This is a genomic window from Rhodococcus sp. APC 3903 (assembly GCF_030407755.1).
GTDB classification, from domain to species: domain Bacteria; phylum Actinomycetota; class Actinomycetes; order Mycobacteriales; family Mycobacteriaceae; genus Rhodococcus_F; species Rhodococcus_F erythropolis.
Genome location: NZ_JASDCV010000006.1, coordinates 20,862 through 35,164, shown reverse-complemented (window position 1 = coordinate 35,164; position 14,303 = coordinate 20,862). Strand labels below are relative to the sequence as shown.

The window sequence follows — 14,303 nt, the reverse complement described above, 5'->3', positions numbered from 1 at the left end:
ACGGCAAGCAACAACAGTCCAGGAGGACACAAAGTGGCGAAGGCGAAGTTCGAGCGGACGAAGCCGCACGTGAACATCGGCACCATTGGTCACGTCGACCACGGCAAGACCACGACGACGGCGGCCATCACCAAGGTTCTCGCGGATGCATTCCCCGACCTGAACGAGGCTTCGGCCTTCGATCAGATCGACAAGGCTCCCGAGGAAAAGGCTCGTGGCATCACGATCAACATCTCGCATGTTGAGTACCAGACGGAAAAGCGCCACTACGCGCACGTCGATGCACCGGGTCACGCCGACTACATCAAGAACATGATCACCGGCGCAGCTCAGATGGACGGCGCTATCCTCGTCGTCGCAGCTACCGACGGCCCGATGCCCCAGACGCGCGAGCATGTCCTGCTCGCTCGCCAGGTTGGCGTTCCTTACATCCTCGTCGCCCTGAACAAGGCCGACATGGTTGACGATGACGAGATCCTCGAGCTCGTCGAGATGGAGGTCCGCGAACTGCTGGCCGCTCAGGAATTCGACGAGGAAGCCCCCGTCATTCCGATCTCGGCACTCAAGGCACTCGAGGGTGACCCGAAGTGGACGCAGTCCATCCTCGACCTGATGGCTGCAGTCGACGAGTCCATCCCGGACCCGGTCCGCGAGACGGACAAGCCCTTCCTCATGCCCGTCGAGGATGTCTTCACGATCACCGGCCGTGGCACGGTTGTCACCGGTCGTATCGAGCGTGGCTCGGTCAACGTGAACGAGGAGGTGGAGATCGTCGGCATCAAGGAGACCTCCACCAAGACCACCGTCACGGGTATCGAGATGTTCCGCAAGCTGCTCGACTCGGGTCAGGCCGGCGACAACGTCGGACTGCTCGTTCGTGGCATCAAGCGCGAAGATGTCGAGCGTGGACAGGTTGTCGTCAAGCCGGGCACCACGACTCCCCACACGGAGTTCGAGGGCCAGGCATACATCCTGTCGAAGGACGAGGGCGGCCGCCACACCCCGTTCTTCAACAACTACCGCCCGCAGTTCTACTTCCGTACCACGGACGTTACGGGCGTCGTGACGCTGCCTGAGGGCACCGAGATGGTCATGCCCGGTGACAACACCGAGATGTCCGTCAAGCTCATCCAGCCTGTCGCCATGGACGAGGGCCTGCGCTTCGCAATTCGCGAAGGCGGCCGTACGGTCGGCGCCGGCAAGGTTGCCAAGATCATCAAGTGAGACTCTTGTCTCGCTAGCTGATTCACAGCACTAGAAAAGGCGCTCATTCCCTTCGGGGAGTGAGCGCCTTTTCTATGTCTGTGGTCAGGTGGTCTGCGATCGGTTGTTCGGGGTGCTTCTACTTGGAGGCTTCTACCCGGTCGAGATGCAACAAAACCTGTACCGCGACAGGTGAGCCGTCGAGGCTTCGCCTGGTTGCACGGGCGATGTGTTCGGCCGAAGTGGTGAAGCCGACGACATCGATCGCCGGGTCTGCGGTGACGACAATCGACAGCGTTGGCAGTCCGCGATCGATCGTCGCTTTGCTTCTGGTGCTTCGCACGCCGCTCAGCTGGGCGAGTTCTGCCGCTACGCCGTCGGCGACTGGTCCCAGATCCACACTGACGTCTGTGCCGGACTCGTTGTGCCGCAATGTGACTGCGCTCGTTCGGCGTCGACGAAGGTTCAGGTACAACAGCCCGAAACCGGCGAAGACGCAGAGGACAAAGGTGCCCGACAGCACCCAGTGCCACCAAGGCTGCTCCGGAAGACCGAAGAGGACCTCACGATCGAGTCGTGACACCCAGGTCCTGATCAGTGAGGCACCCGCGTCCCACGCGATGGCGTATGCGCCCGCCGCGAGGAGTGCGATTCCGACGATGAGGACGATGGTCCGATCGACCGCGGAGATCCAACGGTTCACGAGGCGTCCTTTCGTCGTACTGGCGCTTCTCTCACGACTATCGAAAGCTGCAGTGGCTGCTGGAGTATCGCGAGATGAGGCCGAACTGCCGCGTCGACGGCCGCGGCAAGTTCGGTTCGATCGCCGCCGGTGGATTCGATGTGGACCTTGATGTGTTTGCGGTCGACGCTGGTGTGGGCCGAGTCGACGCCGGGAACGACCGCTGCGTGGCTACTGCACAGGCGTGCAATGTCCGTCGGCCGCATCCATACCGTCGATGCACTCGGGTTACCCAACGGCACATGGGTTTTCGCCCGGCGTTTGAGGGCGGACATGATCAGGACAACACCCGCGACAACGGCAGCGATCGCCACCGGAAGCAGCCACGGTTGCCAGTGCAGACGCGACGTCCACTCCACGGAGTTCCGGATCCAGGGCGCCGAATCGAAGGTTCCGCGATTGATGAACCATTCGCGCGAGACCACGAAAGCGAGTGCGAGTAGACCGCACGCGATGACGACGGCTGACACCGCGGCGGCGGGGTTCGCGGAGGGAACTCGGGGTGGAATCGGATCCGAGAGTGCCTCCTGTGCGGGGCCTTCCGCGCTTTCGACGCCGGAAACACAGGATTCGTCAGAACCCTCGGTTGCCGCGATCATGACGTTCATGTCGTGGAGGGGCAGGCCGGTCAGCGACTCGACGCTGCGCCCGACTTCTGCCCGCACGCGACCGGTCAGTTCGGTGACCGAACATGGCCAGGACACAGCGAGGAACAGATTGATGGCCACGGCGTCGCTGCCCATCGAGATGTCGGCTCGCGGAAGGTCGCGCCCGGTCAGGCGGGTCAAGCCACCGGACTGGCGGACCACCCCCGGGACGTTCACCGCTGCGGCAGTGGCTATCTTGGCCATCGCCCGGTCCTTGATGACCAGTGAACCTCGTAGGCCGGGATCGTCTGCCGCGTTCGGAGTGGTCGGCTCAGCCACGGCCACGGCTTCGGAGGATCGCGCCGAGATCGAGATGTCCGTCGCGGTGTGCTCCGATCGCCATACCGGCGGCGCCGAGCAGGACGGCGAAGACGAATCCGCTGAATCCGCCCATGATTCCGGCGAGCGCGAGGAGCAGACCGACCAGCAGTCCGACGGTAGTGCTGTTCATGTCAGTTCCCTTCTCGAATGTTCGGTGCGATCTCGGTGACGGTGGAAAGCTCGGTGACTGCATCTTCAGAATTTTCGGGTGGATATCCCGCTGTCGACAAGTCTCCGACGGTCACATTCACCGGTACGTCGACCAACCGTGCCACCACCGCTCGGACGCGTTCGGCGACGCCGCGAACGTCGGCCGGATAGTGAACGGAAATGTGTACCGCACAAGAGTTTTCGTCGACGACGACGCCGGTGACTCGGCGTCCGGGGAGGTAGGTTCCCACCTCACCGAATTGCCCGCCGTGCAGATCTGCCACTTCCGGGATCGCAAGAACTGCGTCGGCGACGACCTCGGCCGCGTCGATCTCGCGGCCGGCGTCGGCGGTACTCACTGAACCCTCGGCTTGGCTTCCGGATCGGTACTGCCGCCGCTCTCTGCATCCTCGAAGAGCATGACGTCGAAGACGGTGATGTTGACCTCGGTGACCTCGAGACCCGTCATGCTTTCGACTGCGGCAATGACGTTTCGGCGGATACCTACCGCCAATTCGTGGAGTGCGACGCCGTATTCGGCGACAATGCCGATGTCGATGGCGGCTTGTTTCTCGCCCACTTCCACCGCGACGCCCTGGGCATGGTTGACGCGGGCGCCCGGAATACGGTCGCGAAGTGCCCCCACCGCGCGCGCGGTGCCCCCACCGACGTCGTACACGCCGTTGATCTCGCGGGTCGCGATACCGGCGATCTTGGCGACCACGGCGTCGGCGATGATCGTCTTGCCCTGGGTGCTGACTAGTTCCGCGCCACCGTCGGCGCCGAATCGGACGCTGTTCTTTTCACTGGAATCGCTGGTCATGGGGGCTCCCTGCTCATGTGTCAGTGCGTGCGTCTGAAGTACCTCCAACTGTAGTGACTGGTAGGTGGCCATGCGGGATGCACCACACCTACTCCGGCATTTGGTATGGCAGAGTCGGGGTCAAATAGTGACGGCGTTCATAGTGAGCGCTGCTAGTGACGTGGGTCGGACAGGGTGGTACGTGGTGGCACGGATAGTGATCGTGGGTGCGGGGTTGTCGGGGCTGCGGACCGTGGAGGAACTGCGACGAGCAGGCTTCGAGGGTGAGTTGACGCTCGCCGGTGGGGAAACACATCTGCCCTACGACCGGCCGCCGCTGTCGAAGGAAGTGATCCGCGGCGACAAGGACGAGACGACGCTGCGTCCGGCAGAGTTCTACGTCGAGAACAAGGTGGATCTCAAGCTCGGTTCGCTCGCGACCTCGGTGGACACTGCCGCAAAGTCGGTGGCGTTCGCGGACGGATCCACCCTCGACTACGACGAGTTGGTCATCGCGACCGGACTGACTCCGCGTCGCATTGCCGGCCTTCCGGAGCTGTCCGGAGTGCACGTTCTGCGCTCCATCGAGGAGGCGCTGGCCCTTCGCGCCGAGCTGGCTCCCGGCAAGCGTGCGCTGATCGTCGGGGCCGGCTTCATCGGCTGCGAACTGGCCGCCAGCATGAAGTCTCACGGCGTCGACGTCGTGTTGCTCGAGCCTCAGCCGACACCGCTGGCGTCGGTGCTCGGCCCCACCGTTGGCGCCCTCGTCGAACGTCTGCATCGGAACGAGGGCGTCGATGTCCGCGTCGGCACCGGCTTGACCTCGTTGTCCGGCGACGGAGCGGTTGCCACTGCGACCTTGAGCGACGGTTCGGAGATCCCGGTCGACGTGGTGGCGATCGGAGTCGGTTCGGTGCCGGTCACGGGATGGCTCGATGGTTCGGGAATCGAACTCGACAACGGAGTGCTCTGCGACGGCGTCGGCCGCACCAGTACCGAACACGTCTGGGCCGTCGGCGACGTCGCGTCCTGGCAGATCGGTGATCGACGTAAGCGCGTCGAGCACTGGACCAATGCGGGCGACCAGGCCAAGATCCTGGCGGGAGCGCTCACCGGAACGGGTGATCCCGATGCTCCGGCGCAGGTTCCCTACTTCTGGAGCGATCAGTACGACGTCAAGATCCAGGCGTTGGGGACCGTCGCACCCACGGACACCGTTCACATCGTCAAGGACGACGGCCGAAAGTTCGTCGCCTACTACGAGCGCGACGGTGTGCTGGCAGCTGTCGTCGGCGGAGGTAGCGCGGGAGCGGTGATGAAGATGCGCGCCAAGATCGCAGCCGGCACGCCCATCTCTGACGTGTTGGAGTCCACACCGGCCTGAACGGATGAGGCAGGACCGGTTCCGAGGCGATAGATTTGTGCGGTGATCGTTGCACTCATCGACTCGGGACTGGGCCTGCTCCCTACCTCTGCGTGGCTCAGACGCCTGCGCCCGGATCTCGATCTGGTGCTCTCCCTGGATCCGGACGGCGCCCCCTGGGGCCCCAAGCCTGAGCCGTGGGTCGTCGACCGGGTACTCGGTGCGGTGCGGCGGAGCCTCGATCGTGGGGCTCAGGTCATCGTTCTTCCATGCAATACCGCCAGCGTCACCGCGCTGCCACACGTGCGAGAACTGGTCGGGCCGGAAGTACCGGTCATCGGAACGGTGCCCGCGATCAAACCCGCCGCTGCCGCGTGCGATTCAGTGGCGATCTGGGCTACAGCCGCGACGACGGCCAGCCGGTACCAAGCCGATCTGATCGAGCAGTTCGGCAACGGCGCCAAGGTCGTCGGAGTGCCGTGCCACGGCCTGGCCGATTCGATAGATCTCGGTGATCGCGCAGCCGCACTTGCTGCCATCGATTCCGCGGTTGCCCGGACGCCGGACGACGTCAGCGGCGTTGTCCTCGGGTGCACCCACTACCCACTGCTCGCCGACGAGATCGCAGCACGGTTACCCGCCGGCGTCACACTCTTCGACAGCGCCGAAGCCGTTGCACGACAGACTCTGCGGCGGATCGACGGGCTCGGTGCCGCGGGCGAAGGATCGGGAACCGTCGAGGTGTTCGTGAGCGGTCGTCCGGGCGCACTACCGCCCAGCGCCGAAGCCTTCGACGCCGGGCGGTTGTTGGGCGCGATCAAAGCCTGATCCAGCCGCTCCGTCAATGGGCGGCTACGCCGCCGTGACCCCCGTGATGCATCCGCGCACTCATCACCGGCATCGCACTCACCGCGACCACAACGGTCAGAACCCCGACCACCCAGGCCGTCCACGACGCACCGCGCAGAGCGTCGAAGTTCATCACCCAGGGTGAAATGAACATCAAGACGCCGAAAACACCCATCGCGTAATCCGCCATGGCCATGTCCGGACGTGCCATGTGCGCCAGACCCGACAGTGCAACCAGGACACCCAGGACGACGAGTGACCACATTGCCCGATCGGTGGTGTCGAGCCACATCGGCGAGAGAGCCGCAAAGACGCCGAGAACCACCGCGACGGCATCTTGCATTCGATTCCACGACTTCATGACGAGACCTCCAAAGACGAGAGTGTGTCCACCTGTAGTACACGCCCGCGGAAGATCGAGATCAACTCTCCGCCAATTGCATTCGCGTTGCAGTTAGAGGCGATGCGGAGGCTCGAATATCAAGATTTGTGACCATTCGTCCGGATGGCCACGAGCCCGCGCGGCGCGCTTGCCGCGATATGTCCCGAGAGTGCCATGAGGGTGAGAGTGGTGAATGCGATAGCGGCGGTGATCATGGGTGGTCCTTTCGCTGACTGTCCTCGAGTGTCGTCTGCCGACCTGTGGCCGAGCAGGGCAGACGGTGTGAGGACGCTGAGAGAATCGAAGAGTCCGCACAGACGACCCGTGAGAAGGTTCTGGGGTGACGCAATCGAGTGCCCCGGACGTGATCGAGCAGTTGGCCGACCTCGCGGATCCCGCAGATGCCGTCCACTTGCAGCGGTTCTTCAAGACAGCGCCGGGGGAGTACGGCGAGGGTGACGTATTCATCGGCGTGCGAGTACCGAAGACGCGATCGGTGGTGAAGAAGCACGTCGGACTCGCGTTGCCTCAGATACGTCTCCTTCTCGACAGTGACGTTCACGAGCACCGATTGGCCGGGCTGCTGATCCTGGTCGCTCAATTCGAAAAAGTCAGTCGCCCAAAATTTTTCGACGACGAGGGCCGCGCTCGCATCGCAGGCTTCTATCTGACCGCTGTCGAGGACGGGCGGGTCAACAATTGGGATCTGGTGGATTCGTCCGCCGGACAGATCCTCGGCGGCTGGCTGTACGACCGAGATCGCCGGCTGATCTTCGAGCTTTCCGATTCGGGTGACCTGTGGCGACGACGGGTGGCGCTGCTGACGACGTACGGATTCATCACTCGCGGCGACGCGTCGACCACGCTAGAGCTTGCCGCGCAGGTGCTGGGTGATCGACGAGACCTGACCCAGAAAGCGATGGGCTGGATGCTCCGCGAGGTGGGCAAGCGGGTGGATCGGGATTTGTTGACAGGCTTCCTTACTGAGAATGCAGCAGACATGGGACGCACGGCGCTGAGCTACGCGTGCGAACACCTGACCGCAGACGAGCGAGCGCACTTCCGGGCGGCCCGCTAGCGAAGTACCGCTCGGTAGGTTGTGGGACGATTCTCGGTATGCCCGCCACCCGTGTCGAGGCGTCTCGAATTGTGACGATCGGTTCACTGATCGCTGCCGGCGTCGCAGCTCTGTGTTATCTCGTGTACTCCGTTCGGGCCGTCGAACCCGTTGATTTTCTCGTCTACCGCTACGCTGCCCAGGCATTTGCCGCAGGCTCGAACATCTACGAGAGCAACCTTGTCGGCCCGTTGATCGTCGACGAGGGCATGCCGTTCACCTACACCCCGTTCGCGGTGATCTTCCTCTGGCCGACTGTTCTCTTCGACTGGTGGACGGCCTATCTGCTGTGGTCGGCGTTGTGCATCGCGGCGGTGGTGTGGACAGTCGCCAAGTTCACTCCCGCTCGCGTCCCCAAGCGGCCGCTCGTCATGGCGGCATTGGTCCTGGCCGTGTCGGTGACACCCATCGTCAGCGCGCACATCTCCTTCGGCCAGGTGAACCTGGTGCTGATGGTGCTCGTACTGCTCGACGTGACCCGCAGAGGCGATTCGAAATTCGGCCGGTGGTTTCCACGAGGACTTTTGATCGGCGTCGCAGCCGCGATCAAGCTGACGCCGGCGCTGTTCATCGTCTACTTCGTCGTCACGAAGCAGTGGCGACTCGCGATCTGGAGTTCGATCGGATTTGCCGCGGCGACCGCCGTCGCAGCAATGGTGGACCCGGCCGTCAGCTGGACCTTCTGGTCGGACGTCGTCTGGAACCTCAGTGACCGGGTGGACTTGAGCGGGCAGGCGATCGCGAGTGCCGGTAACAGTTCACTGCAGGGCGGGTTTGCGGCACTGGGCACATGGACGGCGTCTCTGGCGATGCCGTTGACCGTGCTGTGCGCGGCGGTAGCGCTCTGGGTCGCCCGAGATGTATATCGCGTCGGTCGTGGGGTCGATGCGGCGTTGGTGATCGGTTTGAGTGCGCCGATCCTTTCGCCGATCAGCTGGATTCATCACTGGGTGTATCTCGTGCCTGCTGCCGTCACGGTTCTCTTTCGGCTTCGATCGCCGCTGCAGTTCGGTGCGGCCGCTGTGGGGTTGGCCGTCGTCTATTGCGGGCCGAGCATGGGGCAGCAGTTCATCGAGACGTCGCCGCTCCTGCTGCCGCTGGGGTTGGTCCTTCGTGAAGGCTTCCTGATCGTGACCCTGGTGCTGATTCTTGCGCTGTGGCGGTTGCCCACAACGGCGCCGGAGTGGATGACGGGGCGGGACTCGGAAGATGGCGCGGATGATGGCTCAGAAGATGACAAAGCCCCCGATTCCACAGGGAATCAGGGGCCGTCATGCATCGAAGCAGGGTTCAGAACTCGATCTTCAGGCGATCGGTGATCGGCTTCGCCTGGCAACCGAGGATGTAGCCGTTCGCCACGTCCTCGGCGTCGAGGATTTCGGAGTTGTCCATCTGAACTTCGCCTTCGGTGACGGTGCAGGCACACGACCCGCACTCACCTTCCTGGCAGGAGTACGGAACGTCGAGACCCTTGGCGAGCATGATGTCGACGAGCGTCTGCTTGCGCGGCCAGACGAGGGTGTGGGTTTCACCGTCCAGTTCGACCTCGACGGTTGCGGCGTCGGCAGCTTCCTCGTCGGAGACCTCGGCTACCTCGACGTCACGGAACGGGTCGCCGGCGAGTGAATTGAAGACCTCGGCGTGAACCTGCGTGCGGGGCATGCCCGCTTCTGCCAGTGCCTTGTGGACGGCGTCCATGAAGGGGCCCGGGCCGCACATGAAGGCCTCGTACGCGACAAAAGGCTTGGCGAGCGTCGCCAGTTGTGAGACGGCGGGGAGTCCCTGCACGGTTTCGATCCAGTGGACCACGGTGAGGCGGCCGGGGTGTTGCGCTGCCAGCTCGCGCAGTTCGGCGCCGAAGATGACGGACTTCTCGTCGCGATTCGCGTAGATCAGCACGACATTGCCGCTGCCCTGTGTGAGGGCGGACTTGAGAATCGAGATCACCGGAGTGATTCCGCTGCCTGCACCGAAGAGCAGGAAGTCGTGATCGAGCGATTTGGGCGTGAAGACACCTGACGGCGGCAGCACTTCGATGGTGTCGCCGACCTGGAGCTTGTCGCACAACCAGTTGGAGCCGTAGCCGTCGACGGTTCGCTTGACGGTCACCTTGGGGGCGTCGTCGGTGAAGGGTGAACTGGCCAGGGAGTAGCAGCGTGCGACCGAGCCGGTCTGATCACTCGGGATGCGCAGGGTCAGGAATTGACCTGGCTTGTAGTCGAACTTGTCCTTCAGTTCTGCGGGAATCTCGAACACCAGCGACCGGGCGTCGGAAGTCTCTTCGATGACTCCGGACACGGTGAGTACCGCCGATCGCGAGCTGTGCGGTACCTCGACTGTCGTCATCGCGAAGCTAGTCCTCTCGTGAAGCTGGGTAAAGCGCAGGTCAGTGAAGTGCAACATTTAGAACGTGTTCTAGTTCAATGTTAGCAGTGATGAAAAGCTACTGGGGATCGTAGTCGCCGAGCAACACGTTCCCGATCAGCGGGAACCACGGCAGTCTGATCCGGCCTTCCTGGCGGTCCGGGGTGGCGACGACCTGCCCGAACGGGCGGTTCGCGGGCGGCGTCCGGGCGGTTGAGCTGCCGAAGTCTGTGCGCGGGGTGTTTGTCGGTACACAGTGGGAACCAGGTGAGACGCCGGTCACAAAGAATCGGCTCGAATCCCTCCCGCAGTCACATTCGTGCACATCCATGAGGAGATACCGATGGCTATCGAGCTCAACCAGATCTGGGACTTTCCGATCAAGGAGTTCCACCCCTTCCCGCGCGCCCTGATGGGTGTGGGCGCTCACGACATCATCGGTGTGGAGGCCAAGAATCTCGGCTTCAAACGCACCCTTCTGATGACGACCGGTCTGCGCGGTTCGGGCATCATCGAGGAACTCGTCGGCAAGATCGAGTACCAGGGTGTCGAGGTCGTGCTCTACGACAAGGTCGAGTCGAATCCCAAGGACTACAACGTCATGGAGGCCGCGGCTCTCTATCAGAAGGAGAAGTGCGACTCGATCATCTCGATCGGCGGTGGTTCGAGCCACGACGCCGCCAAGGGTGCTCGCGTCGTGATCGCACACGACGGTCGCAACATCAACGAGTTCGAGGGCTTCGCCAAGTCCACCAACAAGGAGAACCCGCCGCACATCGCCGTATCCACTACGGCTGGAACGGGTTCCGAGACGTCGTGGGCATACGTCATCACTGACACCTCGGACATGAACAACCCGCACAAGTGGGTGGGCTTCGACGAGGCGACCATCGTCACGTTGGCGATCGACGATCCGCTGCTCTACTACACCTGCCCTCAGCATTTCACCGCGTACTGCGGCTTCGACGTACTCGCGCACGGCAGTGAGCCTTTCGTTTCTCGTCTCGATTTCGCGCCTTCGCTCGGTAACGCGATCTACTCGGTCGAGTTGGTCGCGAAGAACCTGCGCGAGGCCGTCTTCGAGCCGCGTAACCTCAAGGCGCGCGAGGGAATGATGAACGCGCAGTACATTGCCGGACAGGCCTTCAACTCCGGTGGCCTCGGCATCGTTCACTCGATCTCGCACGCGGTCAGTGCATTCTTCGACAGCCACCACGGTTTGAACAACGCCATCGCGTTGCCGCGTGTGTGGGAGTACAACCTGCCTTCGCGCTACGAGCGCTACGCCCAGTTGGCCGGCGCACTCGGTGTCGACACTCGCAACCTCACCACGGTTCAGGCCGCGGATGCTGCCGTCGAGGCTGCCATCCGTCTGGCCAAGGACGTCGGTATCCCCGACAACTTCGGGCAGGTTCGCACAGACTCGTACGCGAAGAACCAGATGAACACCAAGAAGTACGAGGGTCGTGGTGATGTCATCAAGGGTGACGAGAAGACTGTGCGCGCCATCTCCGAGCACATTCAGGACGACTGGTGCACCCCGGGTAACCCTCGTGAGGTCACTGTGGAGTCGATGATCCCGGTTGTCGATCACGCGATCAACAAGTCGTACTTCTAGCAGGGCCTTCGGCCCCGTGCGCGCTTAAGGAGTCCAGAGACTCCTCGAGCGCGCACAGGGGCTGTGCCCCTATCGAAAGGTATTCCATGTCCGGTCGCAGTTTCTCCAGCGGAATCGAAGTGAAAGATGCTCTGCGAGAGCAGGACTACATTGCCGATGACGAGTTCGCGGTAGTCGTTCATCTGGCGACGGCGCTGGGGCGTCCGCTCCTGCTCGAAGGGCCGGCCGGTGTCGGCAAGACGGAACTGGCGAAGTCTCTGGCTGCGATCGGGGGCCGCAAACTGGTGCGATTGCAGTGCTACGAAGGGCTGGACGACAATCGGGCCCTGTACGAATGGGACTACGCGAAGCAACTCCTGCACGTGCAGATGCTTCGTGACCGGATCAGTGATCAGGTTTCCGAATTCGACAGCGTCGCCGAAGCATCCAAGTTTCTGGCCGATCAGGATTTCGGGTTGTACTCCGAGAACTTCCTGTCCGTCCGTCCGCTGCTCGAAGCGATCCTCTCACCCGATCCGGTAGTGCTTCTGGTCGACGAGGTGGACCGCACCGAGGAATCGATGGAAGCACTGCTCCTGGAGATTCTCGCCGAACAGCAGATCACCATTCCCGAGGTCGGTACGTTCGTTGCCCGCTCGCAGCCCTGGGTCATCCTGACGTCCAACGACACCCGCGAGCTCTCACCCGCGCTCAAGCGTCGTTGTCTGCATTACCATCTCGGCTATCCGACGTCGGAGCGTGAACGCGAGATCGTCACGGCCCGAGCGCCGGAGGTGGATGCGGCTACGGCCACCGAGGTTGTCGAATTGGCTCGCATCTTGCGTGATCTCCCGCTGCGCAAGAGCCCGTCCATCTCGGAGGTCATCGACGCGGCCAGAGCGGCAACAGTGCTCGCCGCCAGCGGATTCGACACCGCTTCCGACGCCAAGGTGCGCGACATCCTGCTCACGGCGTTGCTCAAGTACTCGTCAGATGTGACGCTGGCCAAAGAACGATTCGACGGAAAGCGTCTCGAATCACCGTCGCGTGACGGTGGCGAGCCGATCGAGCGATCCACGGTGGCAAGCAAACCCGCCAACACGACGACGGCCGTGTTCCGGGGCACGGGTGGACGTGACCCTCATCAACAGGGAATCCGCGGCAGCAGCGGAATCCGTTCGACGCGATGACGACGCTCGGTGGCCTCGCCGTGTGGCAACCGTCGTTTGTTCTCGACGTGGTGTCCGCGAGTTTCGGCCGATTGCTGAGGGCGGCCGGAGTTTCCGCGTCACCGGCCGAGGTCATCGAGGTTCGGCGTGTACTCGCGATGGTCGGAGCTTCGGATCGTGAGACGTTGCGCGCATGTCTTCGGGCAGTGTGCGCCAAGTATTCTCACGAACAGGCCGGTTTCGATCGGGCGTTCGACGCGCTGTTCCGGCCTGCCGCAGGCAAAGCGCACGCCGAGCGGATGGCTTCGCGCGCCGAGGTGGCGGACGGTCTGCCCACCGCGCTGGGGATCGACGAGGATCAAGAAGTAGGCCGGTATGCCGAGTACAACGAGCGTGCAGCCGAGGTCGGCGACTACTTCGACACTCCGGAAGCGGAGAAGGGGTTCAACCCGCACAAGGACGACGACGATGTGTCGATGACGTCCAGCGATGCGGAACTGTCGGTGGATACCGGTTCGGAGACCGGTCGACGGGGAGTCAGCTACACGGTCGACGTGGACCGTGCCGCGTCGGCAGTGGTCGGCGACCTGAGCACCAGTGTTGCTGCAGCAGTGATCGGTTCGTTGTCCTGGGACGATCCGACGTCGATCCTCGCCTGGCTGGATGCATACGACCCGAGCAAAGCGTATGCGGACCTCTCCGACGACCGGCCGCTGACGCAGGCGCAACTGAACCGGCTCGTCGAGGCGGTCGAAGCGTTCGTGCAAGCACTCTCGGCCGCTGCACTCGCCGAAAGCGCTCCCGATGCGCCCGACAGCGAATCTGCTGCGGGCGCAACGCACAACGACATCGAACTCGCGTGCCACGAGGTGCTTCGGCGGATGAGAGGACCGTCCAGGCCTCGTCCTCGGGAGCGCTCTCGAGGACATCTCGACATGCGACGCACGGTGCGTTCGAGTCTGCGCACCGACGGAATTCCCTTCCATCTGGTCGTGAAAGCTCCTCGCCCCGATCGTGTTCGACTACTTCTCATCGCAGACGTGTCGCTGTCCGTGCGCCCGATCACCGCGTTCACTCTGCGGTTGGCTCAGGCAATGCATCGCCGGGCAGATCGTTGTGAAGTCCTCGCATTCGTCGATCGTCCGGTCGACGTGACCGACACCCTTCTCGCCAGTAGCGGTGACGGCGCACTGGCTGCGGTACTTGCGCACCCGGGTCTGGATCTGGAAGCCAGCAGCGATTACGGTCGAGTGCTCACAGAATTGTTGGACGAGCACGGAAACACCTTGAACTCACGGACGTCGGTCATCATCGTGGGCGACGGTCGGTGCAACGGGTTGCCCCCACAGGTGGACAAGCTCGAGGAACTCCGCCGAAAGGTTCACCGTCTGGCCTGGATCACGCCTGAACCTCAGCGTTACTGGAACCAGGCATCGTGCGCGATGCCGGAGTATTCGGAGATCTGCGACGAGGTTGTTGTTGCCCGAGATGCCGCGCAACTGATGGCAAAGGCCGCTGAACTGGGGCACGCACTTCGCTGATGTCACTGCACTTCACCGATGTCACTGCGCGATCCGTCGTGAACTAGTTTGATCTC

The 14,303-nt window shown here is 63.0% G+C and carries 15 protein-coding genes; 8 read left to right on the top strand and 7 right to left on the bottom strand.

Going from position 1 to position 14,303, the window contains the following annotated elements; translation table 11 throughout:
- Positions 1-33: 33 nt before the first annotated feature.
- On the top strand, positions 34-1,224 hold the full coding sequence (gene tuf / locus QMA15_RS10075) for an elongation factor Tu (protein WP_019744283.1): 1,191 nt from the start codon (positions 34-36) through the stop codon (positions 1,222-1,224).
- Between the two features lie 118 nt (positions 1,225-1,342).
- On the opposite strand, the gene QMA15_RS10070 is transcribed toward tuf, so the two are convergent.
- From QMA15_RS10070 to QMA15_RS10050, 5 genes are read right to left on the bottom strand one after another with little or no spacing between them, the layout of a single operon-like run.
- Positions 1,343-1,906 (bottom strand): hypothetical protein, encoded by a 564-nt coding sequence (locus QMA15_RS10070; protein ID WP_279164373.1) that lies wholly within the window; start codon positions 1,904-1,906, stop codon positions 1,343-1,345.
- A complete protein-coding gene (locus QMA15_RS10065; protein WP_290284254.1) occupies positions 1,903-2,871 on the bottom strand; it encodes a DUF6286 domain-containing Asp23/Gls24 family envelope stress response protein in 969 nt (322 codons plus the stop codon). Before QMA15_RS10065 ends, QMA15_RS10070 begins: the two co-directional genes overlap by 4 nt.
- Positions 2,864-3,043: a hypothetical protein gene (locus QMA15_RS10060; RefSeq protein ID WP_003942043.1), complete on the bottom strand. Its 180-nt coding sequence runs from the start codon at positions 3,041-3,043 to the stop codon at positions 2,864-2,866. The genes QMA15_RS10065 and QMA15_RS10060 overlap by 8 nt, the downstream gene beginning before the upstream one ends.
- Before the next feature lies 1 nt (position 3,044).
- Positions 3,045-3,422 carry a hypothetical protein gene (locus tag QMA15_RS10055; protein ID WP_020906840.1) on the bottom strand — a complete coding sequence of 126 codons (378 nt, stop codon included), beginning with the start codon at positions 3,420-3,422 and terminating at the stop codon, positions 3,045-3,047.
- Positions 3,419-3,886 carry an Asp23/Gls24 family envelope stress response protein gene (locus QMA15_RS10050; protein WP_003941912.1) on the bottom strand — a complete coding sequence of 156 codons (468 nt, stop codon included), beginning with the start codon at positions 3,884-3,886 and terminating at the stop codon, positions 3,419-3,421. Before QMA15_RS10050 ends, QMA15_RS10055 begins: the two co-directional genes overlap by 4 nt.
- A gap of 196 nt (positions 3,887-4,082) precedes the next feature.
- Between QMA15_RS10050 and QMA15_RS10045 the strand changes: the two genes are divergently transcribed.
- Together QMA15_RS10045 and QMA15_RS10040 are read left to right on the top strand one after the other, a co-directional pair.
- Positions 4,083-5,249, top strand: a complete 1,167-nt coding sequence (locus QMA15_RS10045) for an FAD-dependent oxidoreductase (RefSeq protein ID WP_290284526.1) — start codon at positions 4,083-4,085, stop codon at positions 5,247-5,249.
- A gap of 42 nt (positions 5,250-5,291) precedes the next feature.
- Complete coding sequence (locus QMA15_RS10040) at positions 5,292-6,056, top strand: aspartate/glutamate racemase family protein (protein ID WP_019744277.1); 765 nt, start codon at positions 5,292-5,294, stop codon at positions 6,054-6,056.
- A 13-nt stretch (positions 6,057-6,069) separates the two neighbouring features.
- Here the strand turns inward: QMA15_RS10040 and QMA15_RS10035 are convergent, their stop codons facing one another.
- Positions 6,070-6,438 (bottom strand): SPW repeat protein, encoded by a 369-nt coding sequence (locus QMA15_RS10035; protein WP_019744276.1) that lies wholly within the window; start codon positions 6,436-6,438, stop codon positions 6,070-6,072.
- A gap of 361 nt (positions 6,439-6,799) precedes the next feature.
- On the opposite strand from QMA15_RS10035, the gene QMA15_RS10030 reads away from it, so the two are divergent.
- On the top strand, positions 6,800-7,537 hold the full coding sequence (locus tag QMA15_RS10030; protein ID WP_019744275.1) for a DNA alkylation repair protein: 738 nt from the start codon (positions 6,800-6,802) through the stop codon (positions 7,535-7,537).
- A gap of 38 nt (positions 7,538-7,575) precedes the next feature.
- Positions 7,576-8,895, top strand: coding sequence for a glycosyltransferase 87 family protein (locus QMA15_RS10025; protein WP_021334048.1), 1,320 nt, complete (start codon positions 7,576-7,578; stop codon positions 8,893-8,895).
- On the opposite strand, the gene QMA15_RS10020 is transcribed toward QMA15_RS10025, so the two are convergent.
- Entirely contained in the window at positions 8,867-9,922 is a 1,056-nt protein-coding gene (locus QMA15_RS10020) for a ferredoxin--NADP reductase (protein ID WP_020906844.1), read from the bottom strand. The two genes, QMA15_RS10025 and QMA15_RS10020, sit on opposite strands and share 29 nt — an antisense overlap.
- A gap of 361 nt (positions 9,923-10,283) precedes the next feature.
- On the opposite strand from QMA15_RS10020, the gene mdo reads away from it, so the two are divergent.
- The 3 genes from mdo to QMA15_RS10005 all read left to right on the top strand — a co-directional run bounded on the left by mdo (position 10,284) and on the right by QMA15_RS10005 (position 14,247).
- The gene (gene mdo / locus QMA15_RS10015) at positions 10,284-11,558 is read left to right on the top strand and encodes an NDMA-dependent methanol dehydrogenase (protein ID WP_003942095.1); all 1,275 of its coding nucleotides are present in this window, start codon (positions 10,284-10,286) and stop codon (positions 11,556-11,558) included.
- Between the two features lie 86 nt (positions 11,559-11,644).
- Positions 11,645-12,727 carry a MoxR family ATPase gene (locus QMA15_RS10010; RefSeq protein WP_279218241.1) on the top strand — a complete coding sequence of 361 codons (1,083 nt, stop codon included), beginning with the start codon at positions 11,645-11,647 and terminating at the stop codon, positions 12,725-12,727.
- Positions 12,724-14,247, top strand: coding sequence for a VWA domain-containing protein (locus QMA15_RS10005; protein WP_290284241.1), 1,524 nt, complete (start codon positions 12,724-12,726; stop codon positions 14,245-14,247). The genes QMA15_RS10010 and QMA15_RS10005 overlap by 4 nt, the downstream gene beginning before the upstream one ends.
- The last annotated feature ends 56 nt before the right edge of the window (positions 14,248-14,303 follow it).